The organism is Pseudomonas costantinii (assembly GCF_001870435.1).
Taxonomy (GTDB): domain Bacteria; phylum Pseudomonadota; class Gammaproteobacteria; order Pseudomonadales; family Pseudomonadaceae; genus Aquipseudomonas; species Aquipseudomonas costantinii.
Genome location: NZ_MDDR01000065.1, coordinates 250,678 through 269,622, shown reverse-complemented (window position 1 = coordinate 269,622; position 18,945 = coordinate 250,678). Strand labels below are relative to the sequence as shown.

Sequence of the window (18,945 nt, the reverse complement as noted above, 5' to 3'; positions counted from 1 at the left end):
AAAAGGCCTGGCATGACCGCGACAAGCAACGACCCGCTCCATGGTGTGACCCTGCAACACGTGCTCACCACTCTGGTGGAACATTACGAATGGGAAGGCCTGGCCGAGCGTATTGATATCCGCTGCTTCAAGAGCGACCCAAGCATCAAGTCGAGCCTGACGTTTTTGCGCAAAACCCCGTGGGCACGGGAGAAAGTCGAAGGCTTGTATGTGAAGCTGATGCGCACCAAACGCCCGCAGGACTGAGCCCATGAAGCGCTTTGTCGCGGTGGCGGCATTGGCCGGTTGGGTGGGGTTGGCGATTCAGCAATACCTGATTTTTTATTCGCGCTGGTCCAGCGGCGCCAGCCTGCTGGGCGGGTTGATCAACTTCTTCAGTTTCTTCACCGTGCTGACCAACACCCTGGTGGTGGTGGTGCTGAGCTATGCGCTGGTCAATCGGGAGTCAGCCGCCAAGCGGTTTTTCCTGGCGCCCCACATCAGTAGTGGGATTGCGGCGAGCATCATCGTGGTGAGCCTGGCCTACAACCTGTTGCTGCGGCATTTGTGGAGCCCCGAAGGCTTTCAATTTATCGCTGACGAGTTGTTGCACGACGTCATGCCACTGCTGTTTGTCGTGTATTGGTGGCGGTGTGTGCCCAAAGGGACGTTGCGTCTGGCACACATCGGCGCCTGGGTGATCTACCCGCTGGTGTACTTTGCTTATGTGCTGCTGCGCGGGCATTTGCTCGGGCAGTATCAGTACCCGTTTATCGACGTGGACACCCTCGGTTATCCACAAGTGTTTGTGAATGCAGGGGGGCTTTTGGCGGGGTTTGTGTTGATTGCGTTGGCGGTGGTGGGGCTGGATAAAGTCATCCAGCCCCGACGTTGACTTACTCTTCGTCACTGCCCTCGGCGCGCCAGTAACCGACGGCCTTGAGGAACTCTTCGTTAACCTGGTGCGTGTCCAGCAGCACCCGGCGCACTTGGCGCGACAGCTTGGTTTCGGTCGCGACGAAGGTGTACAGCGAGCCGTTCGGCAGTGTCAGTTTTTGCACGGTTTGGAGCAGGTCATCCTGGCCGCGCACCACCCAGATCACGTCCACATCTGCGGCACTTTGCAGCACTTGCCGTTCCGCCGCATCGGCGATTTCAATCACCGCCAACACGGTGCGCCCCGCCGGTAATTCTTCCAGGCGGCGAGCGATGGCGGGCAGGGCGGTTTCATCGCCGATCAACAGGTAACTGTCGAAGATATCCGGCACGATCATCGAGCCCCGTGGCCCACCGATGTACAAGTGCTGGCCGACCTGCACCTGTTCGGCCCAGGTGGACGCTGGGCCATCGCCGTGCAGCACAAAGTCGATATCCAACTCACCGATACTCAGGTCAAAGCGCCGAGGCGTGTAGTCACGCATGGCCGGTTGCGGACCATCCCCCTTGATGTTGAACGTCGGGCTTTCCAGCGCGGCCTGCTCGGCGGCGTTTTGCGGGAACAGCAGCTTGATGTGATCGTCACTGCCCAGGCTGACAAACCCCGCCAGCTCAGGACCACCCAGGGTGATGCGGCGCATGCGCGGTGTGATATCGACCACCCGTAAAACCTCCAGGCGACGACGTTTGATTTCGTGGGTAACGCGGTGGATAGCTTGCGTATTCATTGGTCTTTCCCGTCGGCAATGGCTTGAGCGGTGCGATTGAGCAGCGCCGCGACACGAACGATTTCTTCCGGGCTCCAGCGCCCGTGGTGCGAATGCAGGGCATGGCGCAGGTTGTGCACCGCCTCGTGGATTTGTGGCGGGCGGTCCTGGCCACGCAACGAGCGCTTGCTGACGTCGATGCGCATGCGCACGCCATCCAAGGCCACTTGTTGTTCGCTTAAGAAGAGACGACCGGCGTCGGTGATTGTGTAGCGTTTTTTTCCACCATCGGCGTCGCCCTGGATCAAATCGCTTTCTTCAAGAAAGGTCAGGGTCGGGTAGATCACGCCTGGGCTGGGGGTGTAGGCACCGTCGAACAGGCTTTCGATCTGGCGGATCAGGTCATAGCCGTGGCAGGGCTGTTCGGCGATCAATGCCGGCAGCAACAATTTCAAATCGCCGGGTGCAAATACCCGGGGGCCGCGACCGCGGCCGGCGCGTGGGTCAAAGCCGTCACGCTGGTGAGGATGGTCTCGCATGGTAGGAGCCTCTGTGTGTGTCTAGATATAACGTAAGATATATCTTGATGGTCAGGCAAGGACTCCCGACAGACGGTCTCCCATCCTTCACTCCCTCCTGTTATTCGCTAGTTGATATACCCAAGTAAATGTTGTTATTTTTTTGTGCATGTCATCCTCTTCTTACATACTTATTCTTCACTAAAACATTCTCATTAATGCTCATGTAATCCTCTTCTTACGGTTAATTTGAAAGTTTTGGCAAATTGCCATAATTCTCCTATGTGTCTAGGTGTGACAAAGCTACGCCATTAAGAGAATCGCCCGGCTTACATCTTCAAGCTTGAAAGCGAGAATTTCCTGGCTTTGAACGGGTTCCTGATTTGCAATGCAATTAATTGGAAAAATCGTTTCACGTTTCACTCAGTGACTCGAATTTTTCCACATCAGGAGTTACCACCCAGTCATCGCTTGCTTAATAAGTCCTGCGCATTACCGCGTCAGGGTTTTTTATGAAATTTATGAATGTGTGAGTACTTTTAAATGAAAACCAAAATGAAAACTGCACTGTTGTCTATCGGGTTGCTGGTAGGTTCGATGTCCGTTGCTCATGCGGCCGATGGAACGGTTACGTTTTTGGGTTCGGTCCACTCCGGTGCTTGCTCTATCAAGCCTGACTCCGTCGATCAGACAGTTAACCTGGGAGCGATCGCAAAACATCAACTGCAAAGTGGAGGCAAGTCTGAAGCACGACGTGTGCTTATCGAACTTGAAGGCTGCGATTTGACTGGCCTCACCGATAACACCGTGACCACTACCTTCACGGCCGCGCCTTCCAGCGCTGTTCCAGGTGCGATCGGCACCATCGGTGGTGCGGGCGGCGTGGGCATCATGGTGACCTATGGCAGTAAACCCATCGAGTTGGGTGTCCCTACCGCCCCGCAAGCCCTTTCCGCCGGTAATAACACGTTGGAGTTCGGTGCTTATGTACAAGGCGCGGCAACGGGGGCAATCGTTCCTGGTGGTTTCAGCGCAGTCACCAATTTCACCTTGGCTTATCAGTAAGTTTCGCCCCCGCCATTTTTAGAGTGGCGGGGGGAAGCTGGCGGGAGATAAAGGTGAAAACATTCATAAGTCTCGCTATTGCCTCTTCATTGACGATGTTCATCAGCCCTTGTGTTGTCGCTCAGGCGCCTGCGCAAGGCGATGGGGTGGTCACGTTAGGAGGACAGGTCGTCGACTCGGCCTGTGGGCTGGAAGCGGTCAGTGCCGATCAAACCATTGAGATGACTCCCCAACCAATAGGTCGGCTGTTGCGCAATGCAAGGGGAGAAACACATCCCTTCCAGCTGCGTTTGGTCAACTGCACATTGAGTCGTCCCGACCCATCACGCCCAGGCGAAAACCTGCCTGATTGGGAGCATCTGCGAGTGACGTTTGAGGGGCCCAGCGATAGAGAAGGGCGCTCTTTTGCTGTCTTTGGCAGTTCACAGGGGGTGGCTCTGCATATTGAAGACGCTGCGGGTCAGGAGAGTGTTCCTGGTGTACCGATGGCGCTGCTTCCGCTGGTCAATGGCGACATGACGCTTCACTACACGCTTCGCTTGGTCGGCAACGGGTGGGCGCTCTCAGCTGGGCCTCACAGTGCCGCGGTGCGGTTCAAGTTGGAATACTTTTGAACAGTGATGGACTGCTTTCATGTTGAATACGTCGAAAGTCAAAAATACGCTGCGCCCAAGCCTCTTTAGTGGGCTGATATCACTGGCGGGAACTGCATTGGGTGCAGGGAATATCGAATTTAATACCGATGTTCTTGATCTGAGTGATCGCTCCAATATCGACTTGTCTCAGTTTGCGCGCAGCGGGTTTATTCTGCCGGGCACTTACTCGATGGTTGTGCAGATAAATACCCAGCCTATTTCTGAGCAGTCGGTGGCGTTCTATCCCCCCGATGATGATCCCAAAGGCAGTCAGGCCTGTTTATCGCAGGCTCTCGTGGAACAGTTGGGCCTGAAGGCGTCCGGCACGGCCAAACTGGCGTGGTGGAGAGGCGGAGAGTGCCTGGATATTCAAGGCTTGCCGGGTATGGAGGTGAGTGGAGATCTGGCCACCTCCACACTGAACATTAGCCTCCCTCAAGCCTACCTCGAGTACAGCACCATTAATTGGGACCCGCCCTCGCGCTGGGATGAGGGAGTGCCTGGCCTGCTGATTGACTACAACCTGACGGCGCTGTCCAGCTACCGAAAGAATGACGGGGCCCGTAATAACGTCACGGGCAACGGAACGCTGGGGGCCAACGCCGGGGCTTGGCGCCTGAGGGCGGATTGGCAGGGGCATCTTGAGAAAGGGCGCGAGGGGGCGACCGGGGGGCGAAAGCTGGACTGGAGTCGTTACTACGCTTATCGCGCAATTCCTGCGCTGCAGGCGCGCTTGGTAGTGGGAGAGGACTACCTGTATTCGGACCTGTTTGACAGTTTCCGGTTTACTGGCGCAGCGCTCAACTCGGATGAAAGCCAACTGCCACCCAACTTAAGGGGTTATGCGCCGGAAGTCATCGGAGTGGCCAAGACTAATGCGAAGGTCATCATTAGCCAACAGGGACGTGTGCTGTATGAAACCCTGGTCGCGGCGGGACCTTTTCGCATTCAAGACCTGAATGACGCGGTGACTGGCAGGCTCGATGTACGGGTGGAAGAGCAGGATGGTTCGATTCATGCGTTCCAAGTCGATACGGCAGGCGTTCCCTACCTGACGCGCCCTGGACGTGTTCGTTACAAACTGGCGGCTGGACGGCCGTCCAATCTTCAATATGGCGCTGAAGGCGACTTTTTCGGTACTGGGGAGTTCTCTTGGGGGATCAGCAATGGCTGGTCTCTGTTTGGCGGCGGAATCAGCGATAACAACTATCGAGCGCTCTCCGCTGGGGTGGGGCGAGACTTGCTGGCGTTCGGCGCCATCTCGTTGGATGTCACGCAGTCTCAAGCCAATGTGTGGAACGACACGCTCTCCGGTAAATCGTACCGCCTTCAATATTCCAAGAACTTTGAACAGTACGACAGCCAAGTGACCTTCGCCGGTTATCGGTTTTCCGAGAAAAACTTTTTGAGCATGAGCGAGTACTTGGATGCTCGTCATTATGGGTTGAATGGCGAGCGCCGTAGGCGGGAGGTATACGACCAATACGGTGAGTACCCTGATAGCCCGATACCGATTGGTGATAGCAAGGCGCTTTATACGGTGACCGTTAATAAGCAGTTTCGTGATGTGGGGGCGACCGTCTACGCCAGTTACAACAAACAAACTTATTGGGGACGGCCGGACACTCAGCGTTGGAACGTGTCTGCGTCGCGTTACTTCAAGTTAGGCACCGTCAAAAACATGAGCCTGTCCCTGAATCTGTACCGTACTTTGGAGTACAGCTATAAAGATAACGGAGTGGCGCTGACGGTCAGTCTGCCGTTGGGGCGCACCGGCACACTGTCACTGGATGCTAATAGAGCCGCAGGCGATAACCGTTTTTCGACGCGCTACAGTGATCGCATCGATGAGCGTAATAGCTACCAGCTCAGTGCAAGCAACAGTTCCGCGAGTGGCTACCTGAGTCATGTGGGTGAGCAGGCCGACATTAACGTCAGTGCCAGCAAGCAAGAAGGCAATTACAACAGCCTCAGTCTGTCTGCTCGCGGTGGTGGCACGCTCACACCTTACGGTGCTGCACTGCATCGTAACAATGGTACGGGCGGAACCCGCTTGATGGTTGATACCGCTGGTGTGTCCGACGTGCCTGTGCGGGGTTACGGCACCCCGACCCGCAGCAACATTTTTGGCAAGGCGGTCATTTCCGATATCAGCAGCTATCAGCGCACGGCAGCCAGTGTTGATCTGGAGAGCTTGCCGAGCAATGTCGAAGCCACTCAATCCGTCACGCAACTGACACTCACCGAAGGCGCCATTGGATACCGCTCGCTGGACGTGATTGCCGGTGAGAAGGCCATGGCGGTTCTGCGCCTGCCCGACGGCACTTCACCGCCCTTCGGCGCGATGGTGAAGAACATAAAACAGCAGGACACCGGGATTGTGAATGACGGCGGCAATGTTTACCTGAGCGGTATTCAGGCCGGCGAGCAGATGACCGTCAGTTGGGGAGGTGTCGAGCGCTGCATTCTTACGCTCCCTGTCATTTTGCCATTTGATGGTTTGACCAATGCCCTGCAACTGCGCTGCCAAATGGTAGCCGTTGCCCCATCTTTGCCCGAACCAGCCGCGCTGACCGGCAAGCATACCGAAATGGAGAGCACAGCCTCATGATGCTGAACACACGCTTCATACCGCAGGCATTTGCACTGCTGATTCTAGGCTTTAGCCAAAGCGCTAACGCCGCTGTTGGCCTGGATCGTACCCGCGTGATTTTTGATGGCGGCAAAGATGCAACCAGCGTGAACATCACCAATAACAACACCCAGTTACCGTATTTGGCTCAAGGTTGGATTGAGGATGAAGCGGGTAACAAAATCACCACGCCCTTGATCGTGCTACCGCCGGTTCAACGATTGGAGCCAGGGAAACAAAGTCAGGTGAAAGTCCAGGCGTTGCCGGCAGCAAAGTTGTTACCTCAGGATCGAGAGACGGTCTTCTACTTCAACTTGAGAGAAATTCCGCCACGCAGCGATAAGGCCAACACCCTGCAAATTGCGTTGCAAACCCGAATTAAATTGTTCTACCGACCGCAAGCCATTGCGCCAAGTCAACAGGACTTGTCAAACCCTTGGCAGGAAAAGCTGACCCTTACCCTGCAAGGTGACCATTATCAGGTGAACAATCCTACGCCTTACTACGTAACCCTGGTGGATGCGCGCAGCAGCAAGGACGGCAAAACCGTGCCGGGTTTTGAGCCACTGATGGTCCCACCCAAAGGCTCGCTGACCTTGGGCCCGACGGCCAAAACACTCGGTACAACCCCCCATTTGGCCTATGTGAATGATTACGGCGGACGCCCGCTGATGGCGTTCACCTGCAGTGGCACTGCTTGCAAAGTGAACTTGCAAGTATCACTGCCTAATGAGTAGTGCCTACTGCCGGAGAACGTCATGAAATTGCGCAATGTGAGGGTCTTGGGCTGCCTGTGGCTGGCCTTGGTAGGGGGCGCGCACGCTCAGGAGGATGATGACATTGAAGGCATGGTTGGGATGCTGAACATTAGCGGGTCCATGCATGAAACCCCTTGCAGTCTGGAGATGACATCGCTGCATCAAACGATTGACCTGGGAGCCGTGTCGACCAGCCAATTGCAACGGCCCGGCGATCAGGCAACCGCTGTGGCATTTCAGCTGCGTTTTACGGATTGCCACCGCACCGCTGGCAACATCCGCAGTGAGCGTACGGGGAACCTGGCATGGAGTGCCTATCAACCCGTGCTGTCGGTCGCGTTTTCTGCGCCCGCCGATGCCGAGGATCCACGGCTGGTCAAAGTGCAAGGCATCACCGGGATGGGCCTGCGCTTGACCGATGCCCTGGGCCGGGACGTACAGCTGGGCTCAAGGGGCGAACCTTTGTTTTTACCGTTGGGCGGCAGCACCCAGACCTGGAATGTTCAACCCACGCGTACCTCCGCTCCTTTGACCAGCGGGGCATTTCGGGCCGTGGTGGATTTCAGGCTCAATTATGAGTGAGGGCAGAACAATGGCTAAGTCAACCGGCTCTCGGGCTATGTTTCTCGGTGGCGGCCTACTGTGGGCGGTCAGCCACGGTGTGCTGGCCGAGACCAATTTGACCATCCGGGCCGTAATCATCGCGCCTCCGCCGTGTGTGATTAACAGCGGGAGCACGCTTGATGTGCCCTTCGGGAATGACCTTCTGACATCACGGGTTGACGGGGTTAATTATCGTCGAGGTGTGCCTTATACCGTCAGGTGTGATTCCCCCTTCAACAACGCGATGACACTGGAACTCAAGGGCACGGGGGCGTCGTTTGATCAAAACGTGCTGTTGACCCGCAAACCGGACCTTGGGGTAAAGCTGTTCGTGAATGGCGCTGATTGGCCTCTGAATACGGCCGTGAATTTTACTCATCCAAACTTTCCAGTCGTGCAGGCGGTGCCTGTCAAACGTGTGGGCAGCAGCCTGACGGGAGGCGCATTTGATGCCGCCGCAACCCTCGTAGTCGAATATCAATGAAGAGGAACGATCAATGACATGTTGGCAGCAGCGAGCGTTGCTCGCCCTGTGTTCCATCAGTCTTTGCAGCGGTGCGTCGGCCAACTTGACGTTCAGCGGAACGCTGAACGAGCCTCCCCCCTGCACGATTGATGCGGGAAACACGATAGAAGTCGACTTTGGCGATGTCGGGGTCAAGCGAGTCGATGGTGTGAAATACCGCCGAGGGGTCGGCTACACCATTAGCTGTGGCCCTGCCACGCTTCCGTGGGAGCTGAAGTTGAGTATCAACGGTACACCCACGAGTTTTGATGGCTCAGCAGTGCAGACCAGTGTGCCTGCGTTGGGTATTCGGATTTTTCAGAATAACGTGCCGTTTCCACTCAATACGCCACTGGACATCACCCTGTCGTCGCCTCCGACATTGGAAGTTGTACCCGTCAAGCAGCTAGGCGCAGTTCTGGCCCCCGCAAGGTTTACGGCGGTGGCCACGCTGTTGGCTGAATACGAGTAGGAGTCAAGTCTATGCGACATCAAATGGTTCATAAGGGTTGGCCATATGCCGGGCTGACATTACTGCTGACCTTCGGCCTGGTGCCCAAGGGGCATGCGGCGGACAACCTGAGATTTAAGGGCAACCTGGTTGAAGAAGCCTGCACCATCCGCCCTGGCGACGAGGCCATCACTCTGGAACTCTGGGACGTTACCAGCAAGCACCTCTACATCAACACGCGTACACAGGGTAGGGGATTCAAACTGCACCTGGAGGACTGTGACACCACCATCGGCAATACGGTCACCATCACATTCGGCGGCACAGAAAACGTGGCGCTACCCGGATTGTTTTCGCTGGATGGTGGAAGTGGTGCCTCAGGTATTGGGGTCGGTATCGAGACGCTGAGCAACAAGCCATTGCCTTTGAATGCTGTCAGCGATGAACAAGTGTTGAGTGATGGCAGCAATGTAATTGAGCTCAAAGCCTATGTGCAGGGTGAGCCGAATGCCATCAAGGATCAAACCATAGGGCATGGCACGTTCACGGTCACCTCTACTTTTACGCTGGACTATCCATAGCGATGAACCGTTATTCATAGGCTGAAAGTGGCCTCGGACAAACTTCAAATCTCTTCTGGGCGGCTTTAAAGCACGAACTCAATATTCGGTGGGTGGCGCCTGGGTGGGGAGCATCGAGAGATCAAAATGAAACGACTATATGGAGCTATTGTGCTTCTCGTCCTGATTGTCAGTAGTACGACCGCGAGAGCAACCGATTGCCGTGTGAATGGTGGACCGTGGGTATTTGTAGGTGCAGGCGGGACGCTGAACCTGCAAGTCCCCGTCACCGTCCAACTGGGTTCGGACAGAACCCGTATCCTGCTCGAAGGGGTGAGGTTAGAGTGCCGGTTCTCCGGCTTTGGTGGCAGTCAGCCTTGGTATACGGACTACTGGGCAACATCGGCAAGAGTCGGCCCCGCCTGGGTGCCCGGTCCAAAGTTCACCCGCGAAGGCACCGGCTTACGAATAAGCGGAAGCTACTACAATACTCCGGTTCAAAATGGTATTCGGATGACGACCATGCCTAACAACGGCGTAGGCGTCGCGGTCGATGTAACACCCTATATTTTGGTACGCAACGATCCGACGAACCCTATCGACATTCGAGTAGGGGATGTCCTCGGAGGGTTAAATCTCGACCAAACCAACAATTATAATTCCGGCAGCGCAGCGCTTGCCCTGACGTATACCGCCGCCAACAACTTCTCCATTTCCCCGTCAACGTGCACGATCAACAATAACAACCCGATCGACATAAACTTTGGCAACGTACACCAGAGGGCAATCGGCACCGATCCGCTGACAACAACTATCCGCAGCGACCGCAGACTCACCTACTCATGCCCGGATGGAGGGATTACCACACCGATAACCATTACCTACAAAGGCAGCCCATCGCCGTTCGACACACGTCTCCTGATGATGAGCAATCCCGACGTGGGCACGGCGCTTGTGCGGGCAGGGGCTGCGGTTCAAGTTGGCGGTTCATTCCTGACCCGCATTACCAACAGTGTTGGAGGTGACGATGTGACGTTTGCTCTCGTTCGGCGAGCGGGGTCTCTACCTGCCGCCGGGGCCGTAAGCGGGAGCGGTGTACTCGTGATGGGTGTGCCGTGACCTGTGCGGCCTCAAACTCTGATTTTGATCGTGGATGTCTGAGACTCTGATTCTTAATTGACGGGCTTTAGGGCTTCTCTGGTCAGGCGTCGGGCGAGATTCTTTTCTTCGGACGCAAGCGCCAGCAGCAGACGATCACACGTGGTTTGGGGTATTGGTTGCTCGATAAATACCTCATCGTCTGGAACCCCCAGCGCATCCGCCAGCACCTTGAGCGGTTGACGCAAGGCTTCCCGCGCTGCGTTGCTGGCTTGCACCCACGCGTGTTGGGCTTGTTGCAAATCGTCGACCTGTTCGGCTTTGGCCTGATAGAAGCGGGTGTTTTGCTGCAGCTCATCGGCGTAGGTTGCGTCGAGGTACTCGTCCCAGAAATCCACGTTCAGCATGCGGTTGATCAGGCCGTCACCCTGTTCGCGGCGAGTCACCTGCTCGAAAGCCTCATCGATCATCTGCGCATCCACCCTGGCGGTCTCGCGATAGACCATATGGCTGGCCAACCAAGGCAAATCCAGCCGTTGCTTGAGGGCGGTTTGATAGGCGGCATGCACCTGTACTTCGTCCACGCTGCCGGGTACGCCGTCGATCACCTCGGTGGTCAGCCGCAAGCCCGGGCCGCCCATCTCGGCGGGGGTGAGGCGGCGGGCCACTTCGTCTTCGGCGATGGCATTGACCATGTCCAGTCGCGCTTTTTGCCGGGCCAGCGCCGCCAGCCGACCGGAAAAAGCAGGCGGTGTCAGCCCGGCGCGGGCGCTGTAGGCTTCATGCACCAGCGTCTGCACGCCCAGGTTATTGAAGATCTGCGCGCTGGCGTCGGCACAGTTGCCGGGTGTACTGGCCATGGTGAAGAAGCGTTTGCGCAGGGCCTCGTCCTGGTGGATGGCGTCCAGCATGCGCCAGACGTTGGCGGTCAGCTCGTTATGGTTGAGTCGGTAGTCGATTGCGTCCTGGTCCGTCTCGAAAAATTCCGGGAGTTGCAAACTTCTCAGCACGTCGAAAAAGCCCTGGGAGCCGTGTTCGTTTTCCAGTTCATCCCATTGCGCCCGGCGCCGGGCTTTTTCAGCCGAACCCAAGTGGTCCCACCAGAAACGGCTGTCTTGCTCGCCGCGTGGCGGGTAAGTGCGCCAAGGGTCCAAGCCGGCGGCAAGCCGGTAACTGACCATGCGCTCTTGATCGTCCAGCCCCAGTTGGTTGCGATCCAGGCGCGTGCGGGCCACCAGTTCCGCCTGAGGTTGCCAAGGCAGGAATTGCGGCACGGTCTTGATCTCGGTGTTTTGCAGGTCGAGGAAAAACTGTTCGGGACGCTGGACCTCGAACAGACCGTCGGGCCATTGAGTCAGGGACGTGTTGCGCAGGTACAGTTCACGCAAATGCGGCATGCCGCCGACATCGGGCGGTTCGCTCATCAGGCGATTGAAGGACAGGTCCAGTACTTTGAGGTGCCTTAGTCTTTTCAGACGATCCAGGCTGTGTCTGCCCCACACCAAAGGGTTTTCGCCCAAGCCCAGTTGGCCCAGGCGTGGCATCGCCATTACTGCTTCAGGCAGGTAGGTCAGGCGGTTATTGGAGAGTTCAAGGGCAACCACGTTTGGGAACAGCGAGAGGAATTCGGCTTGGTCGTCGCTGAAGGCACTGTTGGTGACTGTCATGCTGGTGATGCGGTTAAAGCCTTCACACGGGCCCGGCATGGTTTTCAGGTATTGACCCAGAGGCCAACCTTCCAGGTTCAAATGAGCACCCGACTGGCGCTCACCGAAGTTGTCCACATAGCCGCAGGTGGCGTTCTCCCAACTTTGACGCAGGGCACGAGCCAGTTGGACACGCACCATGCGCTCTTCTTCCTGGCGGGTGATGTTGCCCTCGTGGCGCTGGGTGGGCGCTTTTATCCAGTTATCCAGCTCACGGGCCAGCGCCTTTTTTTCTCGCTCCAATGCGCGCAGCACCGGTTCACCCTCGGCCGAGCTGTAGGTTTGCACCCTTTCCAGCACCTTGTCGGCGCGTAACCTTGGGTATAACGCCTTGACCCGTTCCTCCACCGTAGGCGGGGTGATGCCGAGCAATTTGCTGGCCCATTTGAACCGGGGCTTTTGCAACAGCGTCTCGGTTTTCCGCTCCGGCGGTGGCGCCGCTGCCAGCGTCGTGCGGCGTTCTTCGATGGGTGCCAGCAGTGTCATCAGCCAAGTGCGCAGACTGGCGCCGTCGCGGGCGGCGAGGGTGTCGGCGGGCAGGGTCAGCAGCACGGCGCTGTAGAAATCCGTAGCGGGGTGCAGGCGGTTGCGCTGGTCATCCTGGACCTCGTATTGGCCGTTATCATCCCGCACTAGCACGCGCACCTCACGGGCATTGCCTGGCCCGGCCGTGGCACGTAGATCGCCCAGATAACTTTGTTTGCGCACTTCCACCCGCTGGCTGCCAAAGGCATCGCTGTGCAGCTTGAGGGTGTTGAGCAGCAGTTGTTCGCTGTCGGCTGTCATTAGGGCGGGGTGATAAAAGCCTTCATAGGCGTGGGTGGCGCGGGAGTGGATCAACAGCTCAGTCGCCTGGTTTTTCAGGCGCAGGGGCAGGCGCTGATGCTCTTTCATGATCTGTAGCTCGTCGGGCCTGGCCTGCTGCAACAAGCGTTGGATCAAGCTTTTGGGTAACCCGGGAACGGCCTGACGTACCAGGACTTCTTCAGCGTGGGTAAGGTATTCGCTGTTGTTGTACAGGTAGTCGAGAACTTGACGATGGTGAGAGGCGAGCTGGTCAGCCATGCGTTGACGCAGTGCGTCAATGCGCGCCAAGTGCTCTGACGGCAGTGTATTCAACACACTGCGTTGCTCCGCTTCGTCGAGCACTTCAAGCAGGCGCTCAGGAAGCTTGCCGGCATTCAGGTCCTGACGAGTGATATGCAGCGTACGTGTGGGTTCATTTGCGCCGTAAAGCAGCGAGTCGCCATGAGTGGCGGGGCCTTCGTATATGCGAATGGCCAGGTCCTGCGGCCAGCCCGGCAACTCGGTTGCCATTTGCGCGCTCCAGTAGGTGTGCTCGTCGGCGGGCTTGCCGGTGCGAATCCGTTCGGGCAACTGGCGCGCCTCTTCGTTGAGGCGAAAGCGCTTGAGGCTGTCGGTCAACAAGGGCGGCGGGGGGGTGTTGTCGGCGTGCATAGCGCGCAGTACTGCGTGTTCGGTACCGCTTAAGGTGCGCACCTGGTCCAATTGAGCATCGTTGAGGTCTTGCACCGAGTGCCCCAGGCGCCGCATCAGTTGGGGGGTGTCCCAGGTTCTGGGCGTTTCCGCTTCATGGGTCCAGGCGCCTTGACCGTTATGTTCGAGGTAGGGTGCATAGGCGTCGGCGCGTGTGGGGTGTCGGATTCGGTGGGCGCCACTTTCTGGGTCGAGTGTCACGGCGTAATGTTCGCCGTCCAGAGGCAGGATATGTTGCCCGGCATGGGCATGCAGTCCCAGATCGTCGGGTGTGGTGTTGCCGGGCAATGCGAAGTCTTTTTGTGCATAGGGACGCAGGTCCGGGTTCCACAAGCGAGCCTGCCCATTGACCTTAACGGCTTTGAGCTGATTGACGAACAGCGAGGGCACCAGATGCCCAGCGACACCAAAGGCGCCGAGTTGCACCACATCACTGACCACGCCCACCAAGTTTTCGGCAGCCTCGACGGCCAGGCCCTCGGCCAGGTCGACCACGCCTTCGACCACTTCATCCAGCAGTTGATAGGCGGTGTAGGCCAGCATCAACTCGCCCAGAAACGGCACAAATGGCGTCACCACCAACAGCGCCGCGTTGAAGATTTCTTCAAGCGCGCCGCTGACGCTATCCCACCAGGCCCAGCGTGCGCGGCTGTCGCTGTCGGCGGTGGAAACCGCCAGCACGCGCGCGTCGTTGAGCACCTTGTCGAGACTGCGTTGGTAGCGATAGGTCCACAGGTCGCCATCGATGCGTAGCGCACCGAACGGCACATGGGCGCCGCCCAGTCCGTTGAAAAAGTGCGCACGTTGTTGCTGGTCGACAAACTGGCTGAAGAAGCGCTGGTAATTCGTATCGCGCAGTTTTTCGCGCAATGCCTTTATCAGGGCTACGGTGCTCGTGTAGTGCTGAATGGGGGCCACGGGGTCATGGGGGGTGTAGGCGAGCACGGGTGTGATGAACGTGCTTGAGCCCAGGTCTGCCGCTATCAGAAGAATGCCGGTCAGCACCGTGTCCATCATCTTCAGTTCATAGAATTGCATGATCCCGCGCTCACCCTTGAGGGTGCGTTGCAGCAGGTGAAACTGGCCTGGTTCGATGTCCCCTCGGGCCAGGGCGATATGCGCGGCCAGGCCCAAAGCTGCCTGTTGGCTGGCAATGAGCGGGGCTTTCAATTCGGCAGGCAACAGGTGTTGACGCACATGGCGTTGGTACTGCGCACCCAGGTCTAGCTTGCGGCACAAGGCAATGAACTGCGCGATGCTCACCTGGTGCTTGAAGGGCTTGATCATGAAGTGCCCGCGCGCGTCGGGGCGGGTGATGTAGCTGGAGCTGTCGGTAAAGGTTTCGCGGTTTGAAAAGTTCTGCACGGCGGCGTCCAGCAAGGACACCGTGCGACTGGCGGTGCCTTTGATGACAGTGCCTTTGGCGATGTGCAGGAAGAGGTAAGTGTCGCGAACGTTTTCCTCGAAGGCGTAGTGTTTCTTCAATGCGTCGATGAGCAACGGTTCGGCAAACGCGTACACGTCCTGCACCGCCTTGAGGCGCTCATCGACATTGTTTTGCGTGACCCAGGCCTGGGCGTTCGCCTGCTTGAGCGCGGCGGACGCCCGGTGATGCCAGGGCTCGATGGACAGGCGCGTTGTGCTGAGCGCCTGGGCCCTGGCCCATGAGGTGCCGAGCAACCAGGATGGCGCTCGTTCCTTGATCAGTGAGTAGTGTGGGCCTTTATCAGGTACCCGTGGGGTAGGCATGGTGGATGACCTTGAAGAGGAGACAAGGTCATCAGCCTATTGGGCGGTCAGGGCGCCAGGTGTTATCGGGTTAGCGCTCGTTGCCTGTTCATACGCTGGTGCGGGGGGCAGGCATTGGGTGTACATGCCGGGTTGCAGATACGGCATCAGGATTGGCGCCATGCCCTTGAGTACTTGAACCGGCAATGCGGAGGTGAACGTGAAATGCTCCGCCGATTGACCGGGCACAAACGCCGTGAGTGTGCCGAAGTGATGCTCACCGAGGTAGAACACAAACGTGGCGGTACGGTTGATGGATTTGGAGCTTAGAATCCGCCCGCCCGCGCCGATGGCCTCAATGCGGTTATCCCCGGTGCCGGTCTTGCCGCCCATGGCCATCGGCGTCCCGTCGGCCAGTTTGAAACTGCCGGCCACGCGTTTGGCGGTGCCGGCATCCACCACTTGGGACAAGGCCCCGCGCAGGGCCCGGGCTACCTCAACGGGAATTACCTGCTTGCCGGGCGCCGGGTCGTTGACCACCTGGGTTTCGTAAGGCGTACCGGCCGCGAAATGCAGGGTGTCGATGCGCAGCACTTTGGGGCGCACACCGTCATTGAGGATGATCCCCATCAGTTCCGCCAGGGCCGCCGGGCGGTCGCCTGAGCTACCGATAGCGGTGGCGAGGGACGGCACCAGATGGTCGAAGGGGTACCCGACCGCTTGCCAGCGCTGATGAATATCCAGGAACGCCTCGATCTCCAGCATGGTTCTGATTCGGCTGTCGCGTGCACTTTGATGGCGACTTTTGAACAACCAGCTGTAGACCTCCTGACGTTCGAATTGGCTGGCTTTGACCACCTCGGTAAACGTTGCATCGGGATGGTTGAGCAGGTAGCCCAGCAGCCACAAATCCAGCGGGTGGACCTTGGCGATATAGCCTTGGTCGGGCAAGTCAAAGGCGCCGGGCCCATAATTTTTGTAGAGTTTTTCCAGGCGTTCATCCGTGAGCTTTTCGGTGATCTTGACGCCCGTCAGGTGCGCGCGCACGAACAGGTTGAAGCTCTCCTGGCTGGCGTTGGGCAGCAAGTAGCGATGCACCGCAGCCAGGCGAATCGGTGTGGGGCGCAAACTGTCGAGGAAGGTCTCGAGGCGTGCCTGGGTGTCTTTCTTTTGATACTTCTTCCAGAATTTTCGCAGGAAGGTAGTGCCTTCACGGTCGGCAAAACCGGCGAGGTATTCTTGGCGGCGCGGGTCGTTGTCGTCCTTGAGCAACTCGGCGCTGTTGTTCGGGCCGGCATAGGTGGAGTAGCGCACCAGGTCGCGCATCAGGCGAATAAAGGGCAGGTTGATCGACTCGCGTAACGCATCGCGCAGGCTAGGGCTGCGGCCGTTGTCCTGGCTGCGAAAATTGTGGAAGTGATGCAGGCCACCGCCGGTGAAAAAGCTCTCGGCGGGGCTCGCCGAATACGTGCGATCGAGGGCCGCATCGAGCATTGTTGTCAGTGATTTGTCCGGCGTCTGGATCAGGTAGTCCAAGGCCCACCGGCTCAGGCGGTCCTGATCATCCACGGTGACTTTCTTCAGTGCGGCGGGAGCTTGGGCGGCGTACTTGTCGTGCAGCTCGCTGATGATTTGCAGGTAGGTGGTGAGTACCCGCAGCTTGGCGGTGGAACCCAGCTCCAGCTTGCTGCCTTCGTTGATATCGAAGGGTTGGTCGGTGTTGTCGGTTTGTACCCGCACGCGCGAGCCGTCCGGGGTCAGTTCGAACAGGGTGAAGCTGTAACGCACTTGTGCAGTGCTGGTGGGGGTCAGCAGGCGTTCTCCGAGCAGGCCAAGCTGACGGGCGTAGTCAGGGTCGGCAAGGTGTTTGAGGTAGTCGCTGACCTGGCCCTGCAACTGCGCTTGCAAGGTGCTGGTGGCAGACAAGTCAAGACGATCGAGGTCGTACAGCGGCCGGTCGAGCAGCGCGGCCAGACGGCTGCGGGCCACACTGATGCCCTTGTTGGTTTCGATTGGCTGCACGGTGGGTTGTTGCACCCAGTCGCGGTAAGTGACCTTGCTCGTCAGTGCCGCTTGCAACAGCGCCGGTTCGATCACGCCGTTCTGGGCCAGCAGGCGCAGGTGGCTGTCAGTCAGTTGCGCCAGTTCATCGCGGCCCTTGGCCAGGTAATGGGAGGGGCGGCGCTGGGCGATGATCAGCGACAACACTTCGCGCAGGGCCAGGCCTTGTTCCGCGTTCACGGGGCCGCGCAGCACTTGGTTGACCCGGTTGAAATCGGCGCCGTACCACACCCGCAAACCCTCGGCCATGCCATGCACTTCACCGTGTCCGGGCACTGCCGACAGGGGCACGCTATTGAGGTAGTCGCGCAGGATGTTTTTGCGTGCAGGCAAGGTGTCGGGCCCGTCGTGGTAGGCGCGCACGGCGGCGGAAAACATCTGCCGCAGTTTTTCGCCGCCCGACACCGTCAGGCCATCCGGCGAGTGGCGGTATTTTTCCAACTGCGTGGCCAAGGTGCTGCCGCCGGCACTCTGGCCTGGCAGGTGCAGCAGTTTGGCGACCTGCGACCACGCGGCCTTGGCAAACCGCGGCCAGTCGACGGCGGGGTTGGCCTGAGGCTGTGCGGGGTCGAGCAAGTCGCGGTTTTCGATGAACAACAGGCTGTTGACCACCAGCGGCGGGATGGCTGCGAAACTGTCGTAGAGCTGTTGCGGGTAGTTGTAGTGGTAGAGCGGTACGGCACGGCAGTCGGTGATGGACAGCCCGGCCTGGATCTTCTCCGCATAGGGCACGAACAGACCCTTGGCGCTGTAATCCATCAGCTCGGTAGAAAAGCGCGACTGGGCCTGGATCACATAACCGCGCTTGAGCAGGCGTGGCAGGAAGATACCGAGGTCGCTGTAACCCAGGCGACGGTCGAAGGGCCCCGCGCCGGGATAAACCATCGCGTCGCTGGGGCCTGGCTTGACCTGGTACGTGAGTTCACGGGCCAGGCGGCTGAGTTCCTGGGCCTGCAAGCGTGAAGTGCGCATCTCTTTGGTGGCGGCAAAGCACAAAGCGATCAGGGCTATCAGTAAAATCAGCCAAAACAGCCGGCACCAATAACAGGGCCTGGGTTTATTTTTGGGTAAAGGCGCTGGGTCCGAACTGCCTTGTAGTTTCGCAGCCTTGGTCGATTCGGTTTGCCAGAGTGCGCCCATAGTCGATTGATCCATTCACGCAGATTGATCGGACTTGTTAGAAGCTTAGTCGCTGGGAGCGGGCTGTGAGGAAATTGTATTTTTCGCATCGGAATATTCCATGAGAGGACGTAATACGGTGTCCTCCGCGACGTTTTGTCGCCCAAGACAGGTTAGATACTCCTGTAAAATTGCATTTTGACGAGCACTTCCCCTAAATTGGCCCGCTTTTATAGTGAATGGCCCTGACCAGGGCTTTTTATACTGCACGCCCCGCTGATCTTGCCCGGCAAGAAGGGCCCGTCCATGAGGCGGCCCCGGTTTCGGCAAGGGCACAGGCTTACCAGCCTGAGCCCTGGAAACGCGACGGACAATCCAATAACAAGA

15 protein-coding genes are annotated in these 18,945 nt (G+C 58.1%); 11 read left to right on the top strand and 4 right to left on the bottom strand.

The genetic code is table 11. From position 1 onward, the window contains the following. Window positions 1-12 precede the first annotated feature (12 nt). Window positions 13-246 (top strand): VF530 family protein, encoded by a 234-nt coding sequence (locus BFL40_RS31450; protein ID WP_071487595.1) that lies wholly within the window; start codon window positions 13-15, stop codon window positions 244-246. A 4-nt stretch (window positions 247-250) separates the two neighbouring features. Then, window positions 251-874, top strand: coding sequence for a Pr6Pr family membrane protein (locus BFL40_RS31445; RefSeq protein ID WP_071487594.1), 624 nt, complete (start codon window positions 251-253; stop codon window positions 872-874). Window position 875: 1 nt separating this feature from the next. On the opposite strand, the gene BFL40_RS31440 is transcribed toward BFL40_RS31445, so the two are convergent. Together BFL40_RS31440 and BFL40_RS31435 are read right to left on the bottom strand one after the other, a co-directional pair. After that, window positions 876-1,643 (bottom strand): siderophore-interacting protein, encoded by a 768-nt coding sequence (locus BFL40_RS31440; protein ID WP_071487593.1) that lies wholly within the window; start codon window positions 1,641-1,643, stop codon window positions 876-878. Beyond that, window positions 1,640-2,161, bottom strand: coding sequence for a PadR family transcriptional regulator (locus BFL40_RS31435; protein ID WP_071487592.1), 522 nt, complete (start codon window positions 2,159-2,161; stop codon window positions 1,640-1,642). Before BFL40_RS31435 ends, BFL40_RS31440 begins: the two co-directional genes overlap by 4 nt. A gap of 534 nt (window positions 2,162-2,695) precedes the next feature. Between BFL40_RS31435 and BFL40_RS31430 the strand changes: the two genes are divergently transcribed. From BFL40_RS31430 to BFL40_RS31390, 9 genes are all read left to right on the top strand, one after another. Continuing rightward, the gene (locus BFL40_RS31430; protein ID WP_071487591.1) at window positions 2,696-3,205 is read left to right on the top strand and encodes a fimbrial protein; all 510 of its coding nucleotides are present in this window, start codon (window positions 2,696-2,698) and stop codon (window positions 3,203-3,205) included. Between the two features lie 53 nt (window positions 3,206-3,258). Beyond that, on the top strand, window positions 3,259-3,819 hold the full coding sequence (locus BFL40_RS31425; protein WP_071487590.1) for a fimbrial protein: 561 nt from the start codon (window positions 3,259-3,261) through the stop codon (window positions 3,817-3,819). Window positions 3,820-3,838: 19 nt separating this feature from the next. Then, a complete protein-coding gene (locus BFL40_RS31420) occupies window positions 3,839-6,451 on the top strand; it encodes a fimbria/pilus outer membrane usher protein (protein ID WP_159440222.1) in 2,613 nt (870 codons plus the stop codon). After that, complete coding sequence (locus tag BFL40_RS31415; RefSeq protein ID WP_071487588.1) at window positions 6,448-7,209, top strand: fimbria/pilus periplasmic chaperone; 762 nt, start codon at window positions 6,448-6,450, stop codon at window positions 7,207-7,209. The genes BFL40_RS31420 and BFL40_RS31415 overlap by 4 nt, the downstream gene beginning before the upstream one ends. A 21-nt stretch (window positions 7,210-7,230) precedes the next feature. Next, a complete protein-coding gene (locus BFL40_RS31410; RefSeq protein WP_071487587.1) occupies window positions 7,231-7,812 on the top strand; it encodes a fimbrial protein in 582 nt (193 codons plus the stop codon). 10 nt (window positions 7,813-7,822) lie between these two features. Beyond that, on the top strand, window positions 7,823-8,317 hold the full coding sequence (locus BFL40_RS31405) for a fimbrial protein (RefSeq protein ID WP_071487586.1): 495 nt from the start codon (window positions 7,823-7,825) through the stop codon (window positions 8,315-8,317). A gap of 13 nt (window positions 8,318-8,330) precedes the next feature. Continuing rightward, the gene (locus tag BFL40_RS31400) at window positions 8,331-8,810 is read left to right on the top strand and encodes a fimbrial protein (protein WP_071487585.1); all 480 of its coding nucleotides are present in this window, start codon (window positions 8,331-8,333) and stop codon (window positions 8,808-8,810) included. A gap of 11 nt (window positions 8,811-8,821) precedes the next feature. Then, on the top strand, window positions 8,822-9,370 hold the full coding sequence (locus BFL40_RS31395) for a fimbrial protein (protein ID WP_071487584.1): 549 nt from the start codon (window positions 8,822-8,824) through the stop codon (window positions 9,368-9,370). A 126-nt stretch (window positions 9,371-9,496) separates the two neighbouring features. Then, the gene (locus tag BFL40_RS31390) at window positions 9,497-10,468 is read left to right on the top strand and encodes a fimbrial protein (protein ID WP_071487583.1); all 972 of its coding nucleotides are present in this window, start codon (window positions 9,497-9,499) and stop codon (window positions 10,466-10,468) included. A gap of 53 nt (window positions 10,469-10,521) precedes the next feature. Here BFL40_RS31390 and BFL40_RS31385 read toward each other — a convergent pair whose 3' ends face one another. Beyond that, window positions 10,522-15,399, bottom strand: coding sequence for an NEL-type E3 ubiquitin ligase domain-containing protein (locus tag BFL40_RS31385; RefSeq protein WP_074851686.1), 4,878 nt, complete (start codon window positions 15,397-15,399; stop codon window positions 10,522-10,524). 36 nt (window positions 15,400-15,435) lie between these two features. Then, window positions 15,436-18,579: a transglycosylase domain-containing protein gene (locus BFL40_RS31380; protein WP_235864721.1), complete on the bottom strand. Its 3,144-nt coding sequence runs from the start codon at window positions 18,577-18,579 to the stop codon at window positions 15,436-15,438. Between the last annotated feature and the right edge of the window lie 366 nt (window positions 18,580-18,945).